Genomic DNA, 14,334 nt, shown 5'->3' with positions numbered 1-14,334 from the left:
TGCAACTTTTAGGCGTGACAGTTTACCTTTTGCTTGCGAGGGACTGCGACACATGACGGATATACCTATCTCAATATAGGGGAACACCGATCCGCTCCCCGTCCGTAACTTCGTACAATGACGATTATACGGGCAATTAAGCAATTGCCTCTAAAGTATAGATCGCTTTGAATTCAGGGAATTAAAATTTATGCAACCGAATAATCCAAACCAATTTACGGAAAAAGCCTGGGAAGCCCTCGCACGCACCCCAGAAGTTGTCAAAGCAGCCCAGCAGCAGCAGCTAGAAAGCGAACATTTGATGAAAGCTTTGCTGGAACAAGAATCGGGACTTGCGAGCAGTTTATTTAACAAAGCGGGAGTGACTATCGCCAAATTGCGCGATCGCACTGATGAGTTTATCAGCCGCCAGCCCAAAATCACTGGAAGCGGCGGCAACGTTTATCTCGGCCGTTCCTTGGATACCCTGCTAGACCGCGCTGAAGCTTATCGTAAAGAGTACGGTGATGAATTTATCTCGATCGAGCATTTGATCCTAGGTTACGTTAAGGACGATCGCTTCGGCAAAAATCTCCTGCAAGAATTTAAACTAGATGAAGCCAAACTCAAAGACATAATTACCCAAGTCCGGGGGAACAACAAAGTGACAGACCAAAATCCAGAAGGCAAATATGAAGCGCTGGAAAAATACGGCCGAGATTTGACAGAAGCCGCGCGTCAAGGCAAACTCGATCCAGTAATCGGACGAGATGACGAAATCCGTCGCACGATTCAAATATTGAGCCGCCGTACCAAAAACAACCCCGTACTGATTGGGGAACCGGGAGTTGGTAAAACTGCGATCGCCGAAGGACTCGCCCAGCGAATTATCACCGGAGATGTGCCGCAATCTCTCAAAGACAGACAATTAATTAGCTTAGATATGGGCGCGTTAATTGCCGGTGCAAAATTCCGGGGAGAATTTGAAGAACGCTTGAAAGCCGTGCTCAAAGAAGTTATGGACAGCAACGGCAAAGTCATCCTATTTATCGATGAAATTCACACCGTTGTCGGTGCCGGCGCGACTCAAGGCTCGATGGATGCCGGCAACTTGCTCAAACCCATGTTAGCGAGGGGAGAATTGCGCTGTATCGGCGCTACAACTCTCGACGAATACCGCAAATATCTCGAAAAAGATGCGGCCTTAGAACGCCGTTTCCAACAAGTTTATGTTGACCAACCAACCGTTGAAGATACTATTTCGATTTTGCGGGGCTTGAAGGAACGCTACGAAGTTCACCACGGTGTGAAAATTTCTGACAATGCGTTAGTGGCGGCGGCTACTTTGTCAACTCGATATATTAGCGATCGCTTCCTTCCCGATAAAGCGATCGACTTAATGGACGAAGCTGCGGCTAAACTGAAAATGGAGATCACCTCCAAGCCGGAAGAACTCGATGAAATCGATCGCAAGGTTTTGCAGCTAGAAATGGAAAGACTGTCGCTGCAAAAAGAAAGTAATGCTGCATCGATCGACCGTTTGGAAAGACTGGAAAAAGACTTGGGAAATCTCAAGGAACAGCAAAGCGGTTTGAATGCCCAATGGCAATCAGAAAAAGGTGTCATCGGCAGCATTCAAAACATTAAAGAACAGATTGACAAGGTTAACATTGAAATTCAACAAGCTGAATTAAAATATGACCTTAACCGCGCTGCTGAGTTGAAATATAGCAAGTTAACCGAGTTGCAAAAACAACTGAAAGAAGCGGAAGCTAAACTGACAGCAAGTCAGATTACAGGTAAAACTTTACTCAGGGAAGAAGTCACGGAATCTGACATTGCCGAGATTATTTCTAAGTGGACGGGAATTCCGATCAGCAAGTTAGTTGAATCGGAAATGCAGAAACTTTTGCAGTTGGAAGATGAACTGCACAAACGGGTAATTGGACAGGATGAAGCGGTGACGGCGGTTGCAGATGCCATTCAGCGATCGCGCGCGGGTTTAGCCGATCCCAACCGTCCGGTGGCGAGTTTTATCTTCCTCGGCCCCACAGGCGTAGGTAAAACCGAGTTGGCGAAAGCATTAGCATCATACCTGTTTGACACCGAAGAGGCGATCGTCCGCATTGATATGTCGGAATACATGGAGAAACACGCAGTTTCGCGGTTAATCGGTGCGCCTCCGGGATACGTCGGCTACGACGAAGGCGGACAATTAACTGAGGCTGTGCGCCGCCGTCCCTATTCGGTAATTCTGTTTGATGAAATCGAGAAAGCGCACCCGGATGTCTTCAATATCATGTTGCAAATTCTGGATGATGGCCGCGTTACCGATGCTCAAGGTCACACGGTAGACTTTAAGAATTCTGTGATTATTATGACATCGAATGTGGGCTCTCAATACATCTTGGATGTGGCGGGAGATAACGAACTAATGCGGAGTCGGGTGATGGAGGCGATGCGGGGAACTTTCCGCCCGGAATTCTTGAACCGGATTGATGAGATGATTATTTTCCACGGTTTGAGTAAGGTGGAATTGCGGCAAATTGTGCTGCTGCAAGTCAAGCGTTTGGAAAAACGGTTGGCCGATCGCAAAATGTCTCTGAACTTGTCGGAATCGGCGATCGACTTCTTGGCAGAAATTGGTTACGATCCGGTGTACGGTGCGCGGCCACTGAAGCGGGGAATTCAACGCGAGTTGGAAACGCAAATGGCGAAGGGTATTTTGCGGGGAGATTTTGTGGATGGCGATACGATTTTTGTGGATATCGAGAATGAAAGGTTGGCGTTTAAGCGGCTGCCGGCCCAGTTGGTGACTGCTAAATAATTGAACTTAGGACGAAGCAACAGAAACCGGGTTTCTTAGAAACTCGGTTTCTACGATAATCTGGGTTTGGCGAAGAAATATTTGGTCAAAAACCGGGTTTATAGGAATTATAAAAAAGGCTAATAAACCGGGTTTTTCGGATGATTTAGGTTGGATGGCGAGATGTCTCGGAAGAAACCCGGTTTCTGGGAATGATCAGTCTACTTCCGCACCATCACGGACTTAATCGCAGCATTCGGCTGATACTTATTAGTCTGATAAAATCCTCCTTTACCAGCACCATAAACCCCAGCAAATTGTTTTCCCTCAGCCTTGGGAAGAAACATAATTTTTCGAGTCGGTTGTTTGGCAAAGACAACTCCTTCTCTGGATTCATTGTCTGTGTTATAAGATAATGTAGCTTTGCCGTAAATTGCCTCGGCTTGTTTCAATGTCATTCCCGGCCCTACGCCCTGAACAGTTTTATAATTGGCGTTTTCAGTCATCAAAAGTTCAATAACATCGGTATCTTTGAGCTTTGTACCGGCAGCATAGATAATCCGATACTGCACTTTGCCCGATCGACTAATCGCCACTGCATCAAAGTCTACCATAAAAGGAGACTCTACCTGAAACTGGGCTGTGGAACCCAAAGCCTGCTTGAGTTGTCCGAAAGTCATGCCGATTTTTGCTTCGCCAATTGTGCGATCGCTAATTGCTAAACTTGCAGAAGGAGCTTTTATCGCAGCATTCGCCACTTCCCCCAGCTTATTTGCACCTACACGCGCTACAGCAGCATCGGGACTCGAAATTAATCCGATGTGAAAGCCGATCGCCAATAAAACAGCTATCATTGATCCAGATAAAATTTTTACATTCAACATGACTAATTCTCCTAAATTTCAACTTCGACTATCAACTAGCATCTTCTTGACTATCCTGGGGATAACTTTGTTAGTTTGGATTCTCAGAGGAGTTGGCCTCTTGACATTCATTCCCGGCGCTGTTATTTGGATACTGATTTTGCTATCTTTTGTTGCGGGTATCCTCAGCACTTTACTGCGTAATTAATCGGGCATCCGTTCATTCAGTTGACAGTTGACAGTTGACAGTTGACAGCACTTTACCTGGAAGGAAGAGGATTGAAGCAATGAATAATAGTCTGATTTTAATTTCTCGCATTTAGGGGAGAGGCTTTAAACCAATTCTTTATGGTAAGTTAAACAATTAATCAGTCGGGGTCGGGGCGGGTTTACTGGCTTTTTCGTTTATATTATAGATTCGGGTGAACCCGCCCCACTACACCAACCTCTTCGCTCTCTCCTAGATAACTTCTTTTCTCAACATCCATCCGTTACATCCGCTACACAATCCCTTGCCTAACTTCCTTCCCAATTATCATTTTCTTGATAGTTTCATTGCCTTTCCCACTGTCACATTCAACTGAGCACCGCTCAACATCGCCAAACAAGAAAGATACAGCCATAGCAGCAACACAATAAAAGTGCCGATCGTGCCGTAAGTCCAACTGAAATTGCTTAAATGCAAAACATAAAACCGAAACAAAGCCGAAAGCAGCGCCCACAAAATAGCAGCAAAAACAGCTCCCGAAAAAATTGGAATATCGGCTTGATGGCGACTCGGCCCGTAGCGGTAAACAAAAGCAAAGGCAACTGATACAATCCCTAAAGAACTCGGCCACCGCCACAGCCGCCAAACAGCTAATAATTGGGACTCTAAAGGGCAATTTCCGGCGAGCAACAAGCAATTTTGGACATCTTTTAAATCGCAATTGGCGACGGACTCCAAGAAGCAACTCTGACGGGCAAGAGCTTGCACAATTAAGTCGCTGACAAATACAGCTCCCGATGCTAGAATTAACAGCACAATTGTACCGATGCTCAGCCCTAATGAAATGAGTTTTGCTTTCACAAAAGAGCGAGTTCGATCGATCGGGATTTCATGGATGCGATCCATCGCAGCCATCGCCGCGCTCATTACGCCAGAAAATGCCCACAGTGACGCAAAAAAGCTCACCGAAAACAACCCTTTATTGCGAGTTAAGAGAATTTCTTTGATTAAGCCGCGAATCAAATTCCTAACGTCATCTGGTATCACTTCCCCCAAAAGACGGGCGATTTGATACAGTGTTGATTGCAAAGGTTCAAACAGGGCGATCGCCGACAAGACAGCCAAAAGCCCCGGAAACAACGCCAGCATAGAATTGTAGGCCATTTCCGCAGACAGCCCCGGCAACCGCTGCTCTCCCGCCTTCACTGCGACTTGCTTGAGCGTGCTCCAAGTTAAACACCGGCAAAACTGCCAAAAATCACCAAATTTGCTTGTGACAGCTCTCAGCAGCCTCAAAAGTGCCTTCAAAAAAGCTAAAATTACGTAGCGCAACCAGTAATAAATGTTCATAGCGCACAGGAAATGGGGAACTGGAAAATGCAAAATGAATACAGGGCGATCGGGCAAATGGAAATAAAGACAATTAATTAATTAAGCGATTACCCATTCACAATTACCCCTTCTTCAATCTAAAATCTAAAATCTAAAATCTAAAATAAACAATATGTCTCAAGATGTCAGACAATGGTTAGATGAAATTAAGCGGCTGCAACAGCAGTTAACAGAGGTTTCGCGCGATCGCGATGACGCTGGTGAAAGTGCGGCTCAATGGCGCCAACTCTATAATACCGAAGCGGAGCAACGCCGGAATGATGCTAAGTTCACTCAGCAAAGCATCAGTGCTTTGTCAGCGCAGATAGAGGAATTGCAGAATTTCTACCCGATTGAGCCCGAAGGTGACGAGGCTGGAGTTGTTCGCCAGCAGGAGGTTGAACGACTGCATACAGTTGGGGAACTTAAAGCTAAGTTAGCAGAAGTTCTCGAAGAGCGCGATCGGGCGATCGAACAAATTAAACAACTGACTCAAGCCCTCAAACAAGAAGAAGCCCGTCACGCCGAAACTAGCAGAAATTTAACCACCGCCCTCGGAGACGCCGTTGACTTGCTCACCAAAGCACAAACTGTTCCTACTACAAAAATGGAACCAGCACCAGCATATTCTTTAGAAATAGTACCTACTCGCACCGCAAATCCGGGCGAAACTGCGATCGAGATCCGCCAAACTCCCACCCAAACCGGCCGAAATCCCGCCCAGCTTTCACCTTCTAAAAACCAATTACTCGATCTACCGCCGTTTGGGAATTAGGAGTTAAAAATGCCACTTGTTGCGAATATTTGTTGTGCAGTTAGCTGTAAATCTGGGAAAATTGAGGAAATCAGTCGATCGTCCTTTTGAAACAACTGTCTTTGATACTCATCCTCTTGCAGCGTACAAATTGTAATTGTCGGCTGTTTGGGTTTGCCAATATATTCTCTGCCGCCAATGCCCAAATAATCAACAATCCAATACTCAGGAATTCCCAGCAAGGCGTAATCTTCAACTTTGCGGGCATAGTCGTTTGGCCAATTGGTACTCACGACTTCAGCGATTAGTTTAATCGAGTTTCCCGATGTAATTACAGGTTCTTGTTGCCACAATGGCTCATTAATCAGTCGAGTTTGATCTAATACCAGCACATCCGGGCGAAAGGCTGTTGTTGTTCCTAATAGTTTGATGAGACAGCGAGGGGGAATAAAGTAGGGTAAATCCAGACGGTCAATTTCTACATTTAATTTCTGTCCGAGAAAGGCGGATACTTGTTCGTGCGGCCCCGTTGGTTCCATTTCGGTTAATTCACCATCGATTAGTTCGTAACTATTGCTGTCGCCGTAGTTAGCAATAAATTCATCAATAGTTAGAAGTTTTGGAGGTGATTGAACCATGATGTTTGTTCGTAACTCCTTAATAAGATTTTCTGAACCGCAGAGGGCGCAGAGGACGCAGAGGAAGAGAAGAGAGAGAAGATCACAAAGATTTTTCAGTTATACAAGAAAATTTCTTCCTTCTTCCTTCTTCCTTCTTCCCTCTTCCTTCTTCCTTCTGCTTAAAATCCCATCGCCCCAGCTACCGCATCCAAACTAGGAGCAATTCCCTGTTTGAATGTGTTATTGCTGTGATTGATTGCTGTATCCGGGTCTTTTAAGCCGTTACCAGTCAGCACGCAAACCACCGTCGCTCCTGTCGGAACTTGGTCTTTTACCTTCAGCAAGCCGGCTACAGAAGCAGCACTCGCCGGTTCGCAGAAAATCCCTTCCTGGGATGCTAGCAAGCGGTAAGCGTCGAGAATTTCTTCGTCGGTGACGGCGGTAAAACTGCCGCGGCTGGCTTCGGAAGCTGCGATCGCCTGTTTCCAGCTAGCAGGGTTGCCGATCCGAATTGCCGTCGCCAAGGTTTCTGGGTGCGACACCGCTTGGCCCGTTACCAACGGTGCTGCTCCGGCTGCTTGGAATCCCATCATTCGCGGTAGGCGCGAACATTTTTTTGCTTGGTGGTATTGACAAAACCCCATCCAGTATGCTGTGATGTTTCCCGCATTTCCTACGGGAATACACAGCCAGTCGGGGGCGTCGCCCAAGGCGTCTACCACTTCAAAAGCGCCGGTTTTTTGGCCTTCCAAGCGGTAAGGGTTGACGGAGTTGACCAATGTCACCGGATAATTGACAGCCATTTCGCGGACAATTTCTAAGGCGCGATCGAAATTTCCCTGAATCGAAATTACTTCCGCACCGTAAAGCAAAGCTTGCGCCAGCTTGCCCAAAGCCACGTAACCTTCGGGAATCAACACGAAAGCTCGCATTCCCCCGCGTCTGGCGTAGGCGGCCGCCGATGCCGAAGTATTGCCGGTACTGGCGCAAATTACAGCTTCGGCGCCGGCTTCCTTTGCCTTGGAAATCGCCATAGTCATCCCCCGGTCTTTGAAACTCCCAGTGGGGTTGAGGCCGTCGTATTTGACCAGGACGCGCACGTCTCTACCGATGAGAGAGGCGATCGCCGGTGCTGGAATCAGGGGAGTATTGCCTTCTTGGAGTGTCACTACCGGCGTGGTTTCCGTCACGGGCAGGTAGGGGCGATAAGCTTCGATCAAGCCCGGCCAGCCGTAGTGTTTCGGCGAGGCAGCGCGGGCAGCGGAGTTAGCAGCAGACTGAGTAGCAGGTAGAATCAGGGTCACGATGTCAATGGTTTTAGGCAATGGCCAAGGAATTTACACTAATTTTAGCTCGATCGGTTAATTTGATGTTTAATACGATCGGTTCAGGTTAAAGTAACTTAATGGTGTCAGTAACTCAGGGCTAAAGCCACTGAGCTTGTAAGAGAAATCAAGCAAGCTGTACTGACCAGCCTAAGTCTTAACTGACTACGTTATTTAGGTCATGACACCCGCTTGATGCGAAGCTAGTCCCTTGCTCTGTCGCTAGTAGTTAAACAGTCTTAAAGTCACTCTCGACAGTGCTGCTAGCCTGACAAGCCTTTATAACATTGGCGAAGCTAACAATTACTCCGAAAGGAGCAGAGGACAACCATATCCTCACTGGAGGGGTAACCATACCGCTCCACCTCGCAAGGGGATTCAAGGCGATTGAAATCGCCGGATCGTTTTCCTCTCAGGACTAAAGTCTCTGAGCTTCCCACTTACCGAGCTTTTCTGTGAATGTGTAGATATGTCTACTCAATTACTAATGTCAAATAATTCATCCACTCTTTCCCGGCCTCAAATCACCGCGAGCAATCCCGAAATGGCTAGTTCTTCTACCCGATCGACCTGCTTGACTCGCGAATTAGATTTGGTGAAGTGCCCCTACCAAGCCGATCAGCAAGTTAAGTTCCTGCACCTGCAAGCAGAAATCGACTCCTTGCTGCTGCAAGTGCAAACCCTCAAACGCCAACGCTCGATCGCCCTTTTGCCGGCCCTCGACCCAATTTCTGGCAGCAACAGCAATTAGCAAACAACACCCGCTAATGCTAATTGTCCTGCCCCCTGTGTTATAAAAACGAATGTTTTGCTACCCGCAGTATTTTTTGCCAAAAGTGCTAGAAATTCCTAACTGCGGATAGCGATCGCTAGCATTTGCTAAAACGCGCTTGCCTAAAGCTCAACTCGTCTGCCGCAAGCTGGCAACGAGCTGATATTTTATGGCGCTTTTGTACTGCGTTAATTTTGTTAAGCCATCCACATGGCATACGGAGAATCGAAATCAATTTATGACAGCATCGATCGAAAAACCACTAAAATTGACATCCGCAAGTGACACTTCCAACCTGCGCCTCAAAGATATTCTCAAAACCCTGCCGCGCGAAGTTTTTGTCAAAAACCCCCGCAAAGCTTGGACAAAAGTCATCGTCAACGTTCTTCTAGTTGCTGTCGGTTATGTTGGCATAGCAGTATCACCTTGGTATTTACTGCCCCTAATGTGGATTTTCACAGGCACCGGTTTAACCGGTTTTTTTGTAATCGGCCACGACTGCGGTCACCGGTCATTTGCTAACCGCCGCTGGGTAAACGATTTAGTCGGACATCTCGCATTTCTGCCGTTAATTTTCCCGTTTCACGCCTGGCGTCACGGACACAATTACCACCACAAGCACACCAACAAAATTGGTGAAGATAATGCTTGGCAACCGATGACAGCAGCAGATTATGCTGCCGCACCCAAAGCATTACAAATCGCTTATCGTTTAATCTTTGGCCCGATCTGGTGGGTTGGCTCGATCGCCCACTGGGCAAAAGTACACTTTATGTGGTCGCGCTTCAAAGAAGGCCAACAGCGCGAACAAGTCAGATTTTCGGTTTTAGTAGTTTTAATCGGTGCTGCGATCGGATTTCCGCTTTTAATTGCCACAACAGGCATTTGGGGATTTGTCAAATTTTGGTTGCTGCCCTGGATGGTTTACCATTTCTGGATGAGCACTTTCACCATTGTTCACCACACAGCACCAGACATTTCATTTAAAGCACCCGAAGAATGGAACGAAGCCCAAGCACAACTATCGGGAACAGTTCACTGCGATTATCCCCGCTGGGTAGAGTTTCTGTGCCACGACATTAATGTGCACGTTCCTCACCACCTTTCAACTGCTATACCCTGGTACAACTTGCGCCTAGCCCACAGCAGCTTGAAAGAAAACTGGCAACCTCATCTCTATGAAACCAAATTTTCTTGGGCTTTAATGAAGCGGATTGCCGACAACTGTCACCTGTACAATCCGGCTGGCGGCTATCAGACATTAGAGGAATTTCACGCTCAAACCAAGTAAGTTTGAAACGCGATAAATCCCCAAAAAACCCGGTTTTGTTTAACAATCCGGGTTTTCTCAATATCACAATCCGCAGCATTTGTAACGCGATAGATGTTACCCTTTTGTGGGGTGTGTACTGCGTGCACTTGAGTTTGTGGGGCGATAGACACCGCACTGCTTTACTGTAAAATTTAAAATCTAAAATCTAAAATCGAATGGCTTTCAATCCCAATAACTGTCGCAACGAAAGCGAAGTAGAAAGCAAACTCATTGTCAGTTATTTGTTGCCAAAACTGGGCTATACCCCCGACACTTGGCACCAAGAAATCGCCTTTGGAAATATTCGCCTAGACTTCCTCTCCTTTGCTACCCAAGTTATCCCCATAGTTCTCGATGTAAACTCGCCCATGAGTTTAGTCATGGAAGCAAAACATCCGAAGGAAAATTTAGACCGCCATCTGCGGAAACTGAAGCGTTACTTAACAAGTTTAAGCATCCGCTACGGACTCATAACTAACGGTAAAGAAATTAGAATCTACGCTATAGTCGCCGATGATATTAAGCTATTATTTCAGTGCACCGGCCAAGATATTGAAACGAAAATTGATGAAATTATCGCTTTAATTGGCAGAGATAGTTTAAATTTTGTAAAAGATCAAGACAATCTGGAACTGGAAGATAGTAAACTTAATTTAGTTATTCCTGAGTTAATTAGCGAAATACCAGTACAACAAAACAATCCCGCCACGGCAGAACCTGAGCCAAGTCAAATCTCAGAACCGGAACAAATACCTGATTTAATCGTTCCCCAAAAAAGAGAAAACACTATGAAAATCATTGCAGTTTACCATAACAAAGGCGGCGTCGGCAAAACTACAACAGTAGTCAATTTAGCCGCAGCGTTCAGCAAGCAAGGTAAAAGAGTCCTAGTCATCGACTTAGACAGTCAGGCAAATACAACCTTTGCAACTGGTTTGGTAAAATTTGATGATGAAGAACAAGACGATTTGAAAGATAGCAATATTCTTCACGTTTTGCAATCAGAAGATGGTTATTCGATAGGCGAAGTAGCACGCAAGTCAAGTTTTTGCCATCCCGAAATTGATGTAATTCCTTCCCACATCAATTTGATGCACGAAGAAAACGAATTCAATCAACTAGATTACAGCCGACTGATTTTAATTCAAAAACTAGCAAAAGTAGAGGATATATATGATATTGTACTGATTGATACGCCACCATCTTTGAATTTTTTCGCTAGAGTTGCCCTGATTACGGCGGATTATTTGATTATTCCTTCTGACTTAAAACCTTTTGCCAATCAAGGATTGATTAATGTCAAGGATTTTATCAAAACAGTTAACGGATTCAAAAAACTAATCGGCAAGAAACCTTTAGAAGTTTTAGGCGTTCTCCCTTGCAAAATCTCCACTAATGCTAAATTTGTACAATACAGTTTGCCCAAACGGAGGGAGGCAATTCCCAAACGCTACGGTATGGAAATCATGGACAGCGTAATTTACGAGAGAGACGATTTAGCAAAGTGTGCAGAACAAATGCAAATGGTGGGAAATATGGAAATCGCCGATCCGATTTCAGTGCTAGACTTTAAGCCAGATTCCATCGCCTCTCAAGAATTTGAAATGTTAGCCGAAGAAGTTTTGGAAAAAATAGGTAAAAACTCATGAAAAAATTATTTCCGTCACTGGTTGCAGTGAAAAGAATTACTTGCACAGTGGCCCGTTCCAATTTTGCCGAGCCTGATTTGGAGAAATTAGCCAGACTAATTTTAGAATTAGGAGGATTGATTAATCCGATAATTGTCCGCCGCAACGGTATGGATGCCTACGAAATAGTAGACGGAGACTTTGAATACTACGCGGCAGTCAGAGCAAAGGAAATAGAAGCTCTCAAAGGCGAGACAATCGGAGCATTCATCCTGGAAGAAGAAAATAAAGATCTTCTCCTCGAACAACTTGCAATTCTCAGAAAAACCGCAATCACTGAGAATCCAATTGTAAGTGTGGTTACGCAACAGTCCTCCAGCTTTGAACAGCGGCTGACAAATATTGAAAGTAGATTGGAAAACAGAATTAATGAATTGAAAGCCGAGTATACGCGAGAAAAACAGGCGCTGATAGAGAGGGTTAAAGATGTTGAAAGCAGGATTCCCAAGCCAGTTCCGCTGTTGGAAGCACTCAACACTCAAGATAAATTCAAACTGGCGGCAAATTTGAAAAATGCTGGTCTCAAACCTCAAATAATAGAGAAAATCATCAATGGTCGAGATTTGGAGCAGTTTGCATCTTTTGAAAATGTGTTGGAACGCATTAACGGGTTAGGGGAGAAAACAATGATTAAGCTTATTGACAAGTGGCAAAAATATTTATAAGCTTTCAGCCATCTAAATTACATTTTTGGGGCATTGATATAAGCCGATCCGACAAACGTTGAAAAACCCGATATCACTCGGCGGTTGAAACAGATCCTAGACAAACTTTCGTCGCTCTCTAAGAGACTAAAGAATAAAGGGAATATTAAAGCTGGCTTTCGTATAAATCGCAATTGCGATCGCACTTAAACACTCTAGCGATCGCCCGATCGCCAAAAAGAGTAAAGATGAGTGAAGCGGTGTATAATTTTTGTCCCCCAGCCAATTCAACTCATCACAGCCGATTTTGTGTAGCAATTGCAGTCAGTTTTGCCGCCCATGCCATCAAATCCACCAAACAGAGTTTTGTAACAGATCACCTTTCATAAGTATTCTTTTTGAGTTGATCGGAATTACAGCAAAACATGACCATCAGCAAGACTGGATAAGCCGCGAGTAAAAACCAACCTGCTGCTCGACTGATTTGCTGTTTAGCGGTTTCCAGCCAAATAACTAATACCAAAGTGACTAGCATCGCGATCGCGGGTTTATTTGACAGCGTAGGATCAGTAATCAGCATATCCGATTAACCGAACCATCTCAAATAAAGTTAGCGGCCGCGACTACTTAATAGTTTCTTCTGCATCAAAAGAATTATTATTTGCATGATTTGGCAACTTTAACTCTTCTTGCATTGACATAAAAGGGTATTTTCTAGAACCAATTCGCTGTGAACTATAAATGCCCGCATGACCTGAAAAAACATAGCTCATCACACAAGCGATCGCAATAAATACCCCCGATTCCAGACCAAAAAGTTCAATTCCCATTAAAGTTGAGGCGATCGGTGTATTCGCAGCACCGCCAAAGACAGCAACAAATCCCATTCCTGCCAATAAAGGTGCTGGTAATGCCAAAATTAATGACAAAGCATTGCCTAATGTTGCACCAATAAAAAATAGAGGAGTCACTTCCCCGCCTTTAAAACCGGCTCCTAAAGTTAACGCAGTTAACACTATTTTTGCCGCAAAATCCCAAGGTGGTAACTGAGTGTTAAACGTATCGACAATGGTAGGAATACCCAAACCAATATATTTAGTCGATCCCATCGCCCAGACACTCAATGCGACAATCGTACCACCGATCGCAGGACGTAAAGGAGCATAGGAGATTTTTGCTTTAAAAAGGTGGCTAATTTTGTGAGTTAATTTAGCAAAAATCATCGCCACAATTCCGAAGATTGCACCAGCGACAATTGCAGAAATTAATCCCATTGGAGTTACCGTTGGTACAAGGGGAGCATGACGATATACTGTATGGTGCAAACCCAAAACTAAGGTAATGCGATCGCCTACAACCGCTGCAACTAAACAGGGAAAAAGAGCATCATGGTTAATAGTTCCAATTGCTAAAACCTCTAAACCAAAGATAGTTCCAGCCAAGGGAGTTCCAAAAACCGAAGCAAATCCACCACTAATCCCAGCCATTAATAAAATTCGGCGTTCGGCGTGTTTAAAGCGGAATATTCTAGTTAATTGGTCTGCGAGTGATGCAGCAATTTGCAGTGCTGTCCCTTCACGACCTGCGGAACCTCCAAATAAATGAGTTATATCTGTACCTAGCAGCACCATCGGAGCCATCCGCAAGGGAATAATATTTTTGGGGTTATGAATCTCTTCTAGTAAAAGATTATTTCCAGCTTCTACCTTCTTTCCATATCGATGATAAATCCAACCACTTAAGAATCCAGCTATTGGCAATAATGCAATAATCCACAGATGAGACTCTCGCCAATTTGTTGCCCATTCTAAAGAAGCTAGGAGAGCGGCGGAACCTAAGCCGGAAAGAATGCCAACTATGCAAGAAATGATGAACCACTTGCTGAGTTGGGGTAATGCAATGAATTGCTCAAATTTGTATCCGCTCAATAAATCGGGGTAACAGCAAAAAAGAAGGTTCACAATCTAGCCACAGCATGGTAAAATACAAAAC

The 14,334-nt window shown here is 45.0% G+C and carries 13 protein-coding genes; 6 read left to right on the top strand and 7 right to left on the bottom strand.

Annotation, left to right across the window (positions count from 1 at the left end):
- Positions 1 to 190 precede the first annotated feature (190 nt).
- Positions 191 to 2,806 (top strand): ATP-dependent chaperone ClpB, encoded by a 2,616-nt coding sequence (clpB, locus tag QUB52_RS23200; protein ID WP_332975070.1) that lies wholly within the window; start codon positions 191 to 193, stop codon positions 2,804 to 2,806.
- A 200-nt stretch (positions 2,807 to 3,006) separates the two neighbouring features.
- Here clpB and QUB52_RS23195 read toward each other — a convergent pair whose 3' ends face one another.
- Both QUB52_RS23195 and QUB52_RS23190 read right to left on the bottom strand, forming a co-directional pair.
- Positions 3,007 to 3,669, bottom strand: a complete 663-nt coding sequence (locus QUB52_RS23195; protein ID WP_332975068.1) for a hypothetical protein — start codon at positions 3,667 to 3,669, stop codon at positions 3,007 to 3,009.
- Positions 3,670 to 4,183: 514 nt separating this feature from the next.
- Positions 4,184 to 5,206 carry a YihY/virulence factor BrkB family protein gene (locus QUB52_RS23190; protein ID WP_332975067.1) on the bottom strand — a complete coding sequence of 341 codons (1,023 nt, stop codon included), beginning with the start codon at positions 5,204 to 5,206 and terminating at the stop codon, positions 4,184 to 4,186.
- A gap of 154 nt (positions 5,207 to 5,360) precedes the next feature.
- Between QUB52_RS23190 and QUB52_RS23185 the strand changes: the two genes are divergently transcribed.
- The gene (locus QUB52_RS23185) at positions 5,361 to 6,002 is read left to right on the top strand and encodes a hypothetical protein (RefSeq protein ID WP_265238431.1); all 642 of its coding nucleotides are present in this window, start codon (positions 5,361 to 5,363) and stop codon (positions 6,000 to 6,002) included.
- Here QUB52_RS23185 and QUB52_RS23180 read toward each other — a convergent pair.
- Complete coding sequence (locus QUB52_RS23180) at positions 5,999 to 6,619, bottom strand: Uma2 family endonuclease (RefSeq protein WP_332975066.1); 621 nt, start codon at positions 6,617 to 6,619, stop codon at positions 5,999 to 6,001. The genes QUB52_RS23185 and QUB52_RS23180 overlap by 4 nt on opposite strands.
- A 161-nt stretch (positions 6,620 to 6,780) precedes the next feature.
- Complete coding sequence (thrC, locus tag QUB52_RS23175) at positions 6,781 to 7,905, bottom strand: threonine synthase (protein ID WP_265238463.1); 1,125 nt, start codon at positions 7,903 to 7,905, stop codon at positions 6,781 to 6,783.
- Between the two features lie 490 nt (positions 7,906 to 8,395).
- Between thrC and QUB52_RS23170 the strand changes: the two genes are divergently transcribed.
- The 4 genes from QUB52_RS23170 to QUB52_RS23155 all read left to right on the top strand — a co-directional run bounded on the left by QUB52_RS23170 (position 8,396) and on the right by QUB52_RS23155 (position 12,363).
- Entirely contained in the window at positions 8,396 to 8,677 is a 282-nt protein-coding gene (locus QUB52_RS23170) for a hypothetical protein (RefSeq protein WP_265238427.1), read from the top strand.
- Positions 8,678 to 8,936: 259 nt separating this feature from the next.
- Positions 8,937 to 9,989 carry a fatty acid desaturase gene (locus QUB52_RS23165; protein ID WP_265238425.1) on the top strand — a complete coding sequence of 351 codons (1,053 nt, stop codon included), beginning with the start codon at positions 8,937 to 8,939 and terminating at the stop codon, positions 9,987 to 9,989.
- Positions 9,990 to 10,186: 197 nt separating this feature from the next.
- A complete protein-coding gene (locus tag QUB52_RS23160) occupies positions 10,187 to 11,659 on the top strand; it encodes an AAA family ATPase (RefSeq protein ID WP_265238424.1) in 1,473 nt (490 codons plus the stop codon).
- Positions 11,656 to 12,363: a ParB N-terminal domain-containing protein gene (locus QUB52_RS23155; RefSeq protein ID WP_265238422.1), complete on the top strand. Its 708-nt coding sequence runs from the start codon at positions 11,656 to 11,658 to the stop codon at positions 12,361 to 12,363. Before QUB52_RS23160 ends, QUB52_RS23155 begins: the two co-directional genes overlap by 4 nt.
- A gap of 126 nt (positions 12,364 to 12,489) precedes the next feature.
- Here the strand turns inward: QUB52_RS23155 and QUB52_RS23150 are convergent, their stop codons facing one another.
- Genes QUB52_RS23150 through QUB52_RS23140 form a run of 3 tightly spaced genes read right to left on the bottom strand, consistent with a single transcriptional unit; the run spans position 12,490 to position 14,270 of the window.
- Entirely contained in the window at positions 12,490 to 12,660 is a 171-nt protein-coding gene (locus QUB52_RS23150; RefSeq protein ID WP_332967301.1) for a hypothetical protein, read from the bottom strand.
- A 58-nt stretch (positions 12,661 to 12,718) separates the two neighbouring features.
- A complete protein-coding gene (locus tag QUB52_RS23145; RefSeq protein WP_332967302.1) occupies positions 12,719 to 12,922 on the bottom strand; it encodes a hypothetical protein in 204 nt (67 codons plus the stop codon).
- Between the two features lie 43 nt (positions 12,923 to 12,965).
- Positions 12,966 to 14,270: a voltage-gated chloride channel family protein gene (locus tag QUB52_RS23140; RefSeq protein WP_332975595.1), complete on the bottom strand. Its 1,305-nt coding sequence runs from the start codon at positions 14,268 to 14,270 to the stop codon at positions 12,966 to 12,968.
- Positions 14,271 to 14,334 lie beyond the last annotated feature (64 nt).

Source organism: Microcoleus sp. A6-C6, from assembly GCF_036705955.1.
Lineage (GTDB): Bacteria > Cyanobacteriota > Cyanobacteriia > Cyanobacteriales > Microcoleaceae > Microcoleus.
The sequence above is the reverse complement of the archived record's forward strand: the minus strand, read 5'-3'. Positions and strand labels throughout refer to the sequence as shown.

Coding starts and splice junctions, on each gene's coding strand:
- clpB (WP_332975070.1), top strand. CDS start 191: ATGCAACCGAATAATCCAAACCAATTTACGGAAAAAGCCTGGGAAGCC.
- QUB52_RS23195 (WP_332975068.1), bottom strand. CDS start 3,669: ATGTTGAATGTAAAAATTTTATCTGGATCAATGATAGCTGTTTTATTG.
- QUB52_RS23190 (WP_332975067.1), bottom strand. CDS start 5,206: ATGAACATTTATTACTGGTTGCGCTACGTAATTTTAGCTTTTTTGAAG.
- QUB52_RS23185 (WP_265238431.1), top strand. CDS start 5,361: ATGTCTCAAGATGTCAGACAATGGTTAGATGAAATTAAGCGGCTGCAA.
- QUB52_RS23180 (WP_332975066.1), bottom strand. CDS start 6,619: ATGGTTCAATCACCTCCAAAACTTCTAACTATTGATGAATTTATTGCT.
- QUB52_RS23170 (WP_265238427.1), top strand. CDS start 8,396: ATGTCTACTCAATTACTAATGTCAAATAATTCATCCACTCTTTCCCGG.
- QUB52_RS23165 (WP_265238425.1), top strand. CDS start 8,937: ATGACAGCATCGATCGAAAAACCACTAAAATTGACATCCGCAAGTGAC.
- QUB52_RS23160 (WP_265238424.1), top strand. CDS start 10,187: ATGGCTTTCAATCCCAATAACTGTCGCAACGAAAGCGAAGTAGAAAGC.
- QUB52_RS23155 (WP_265238422.1), top strand. CDS start 11,656: ATGAAAAAATTATTTCCGTCACTGGTTGCAGTGAAAAGAATTACTTGC.
- QUB52_RS23145 (WP_332967302.1), bottom strand. CDS start 12,922: ATGCTGATTACTGATCCTACGCTGTCAAATAAACCCGCGATCGCGATG.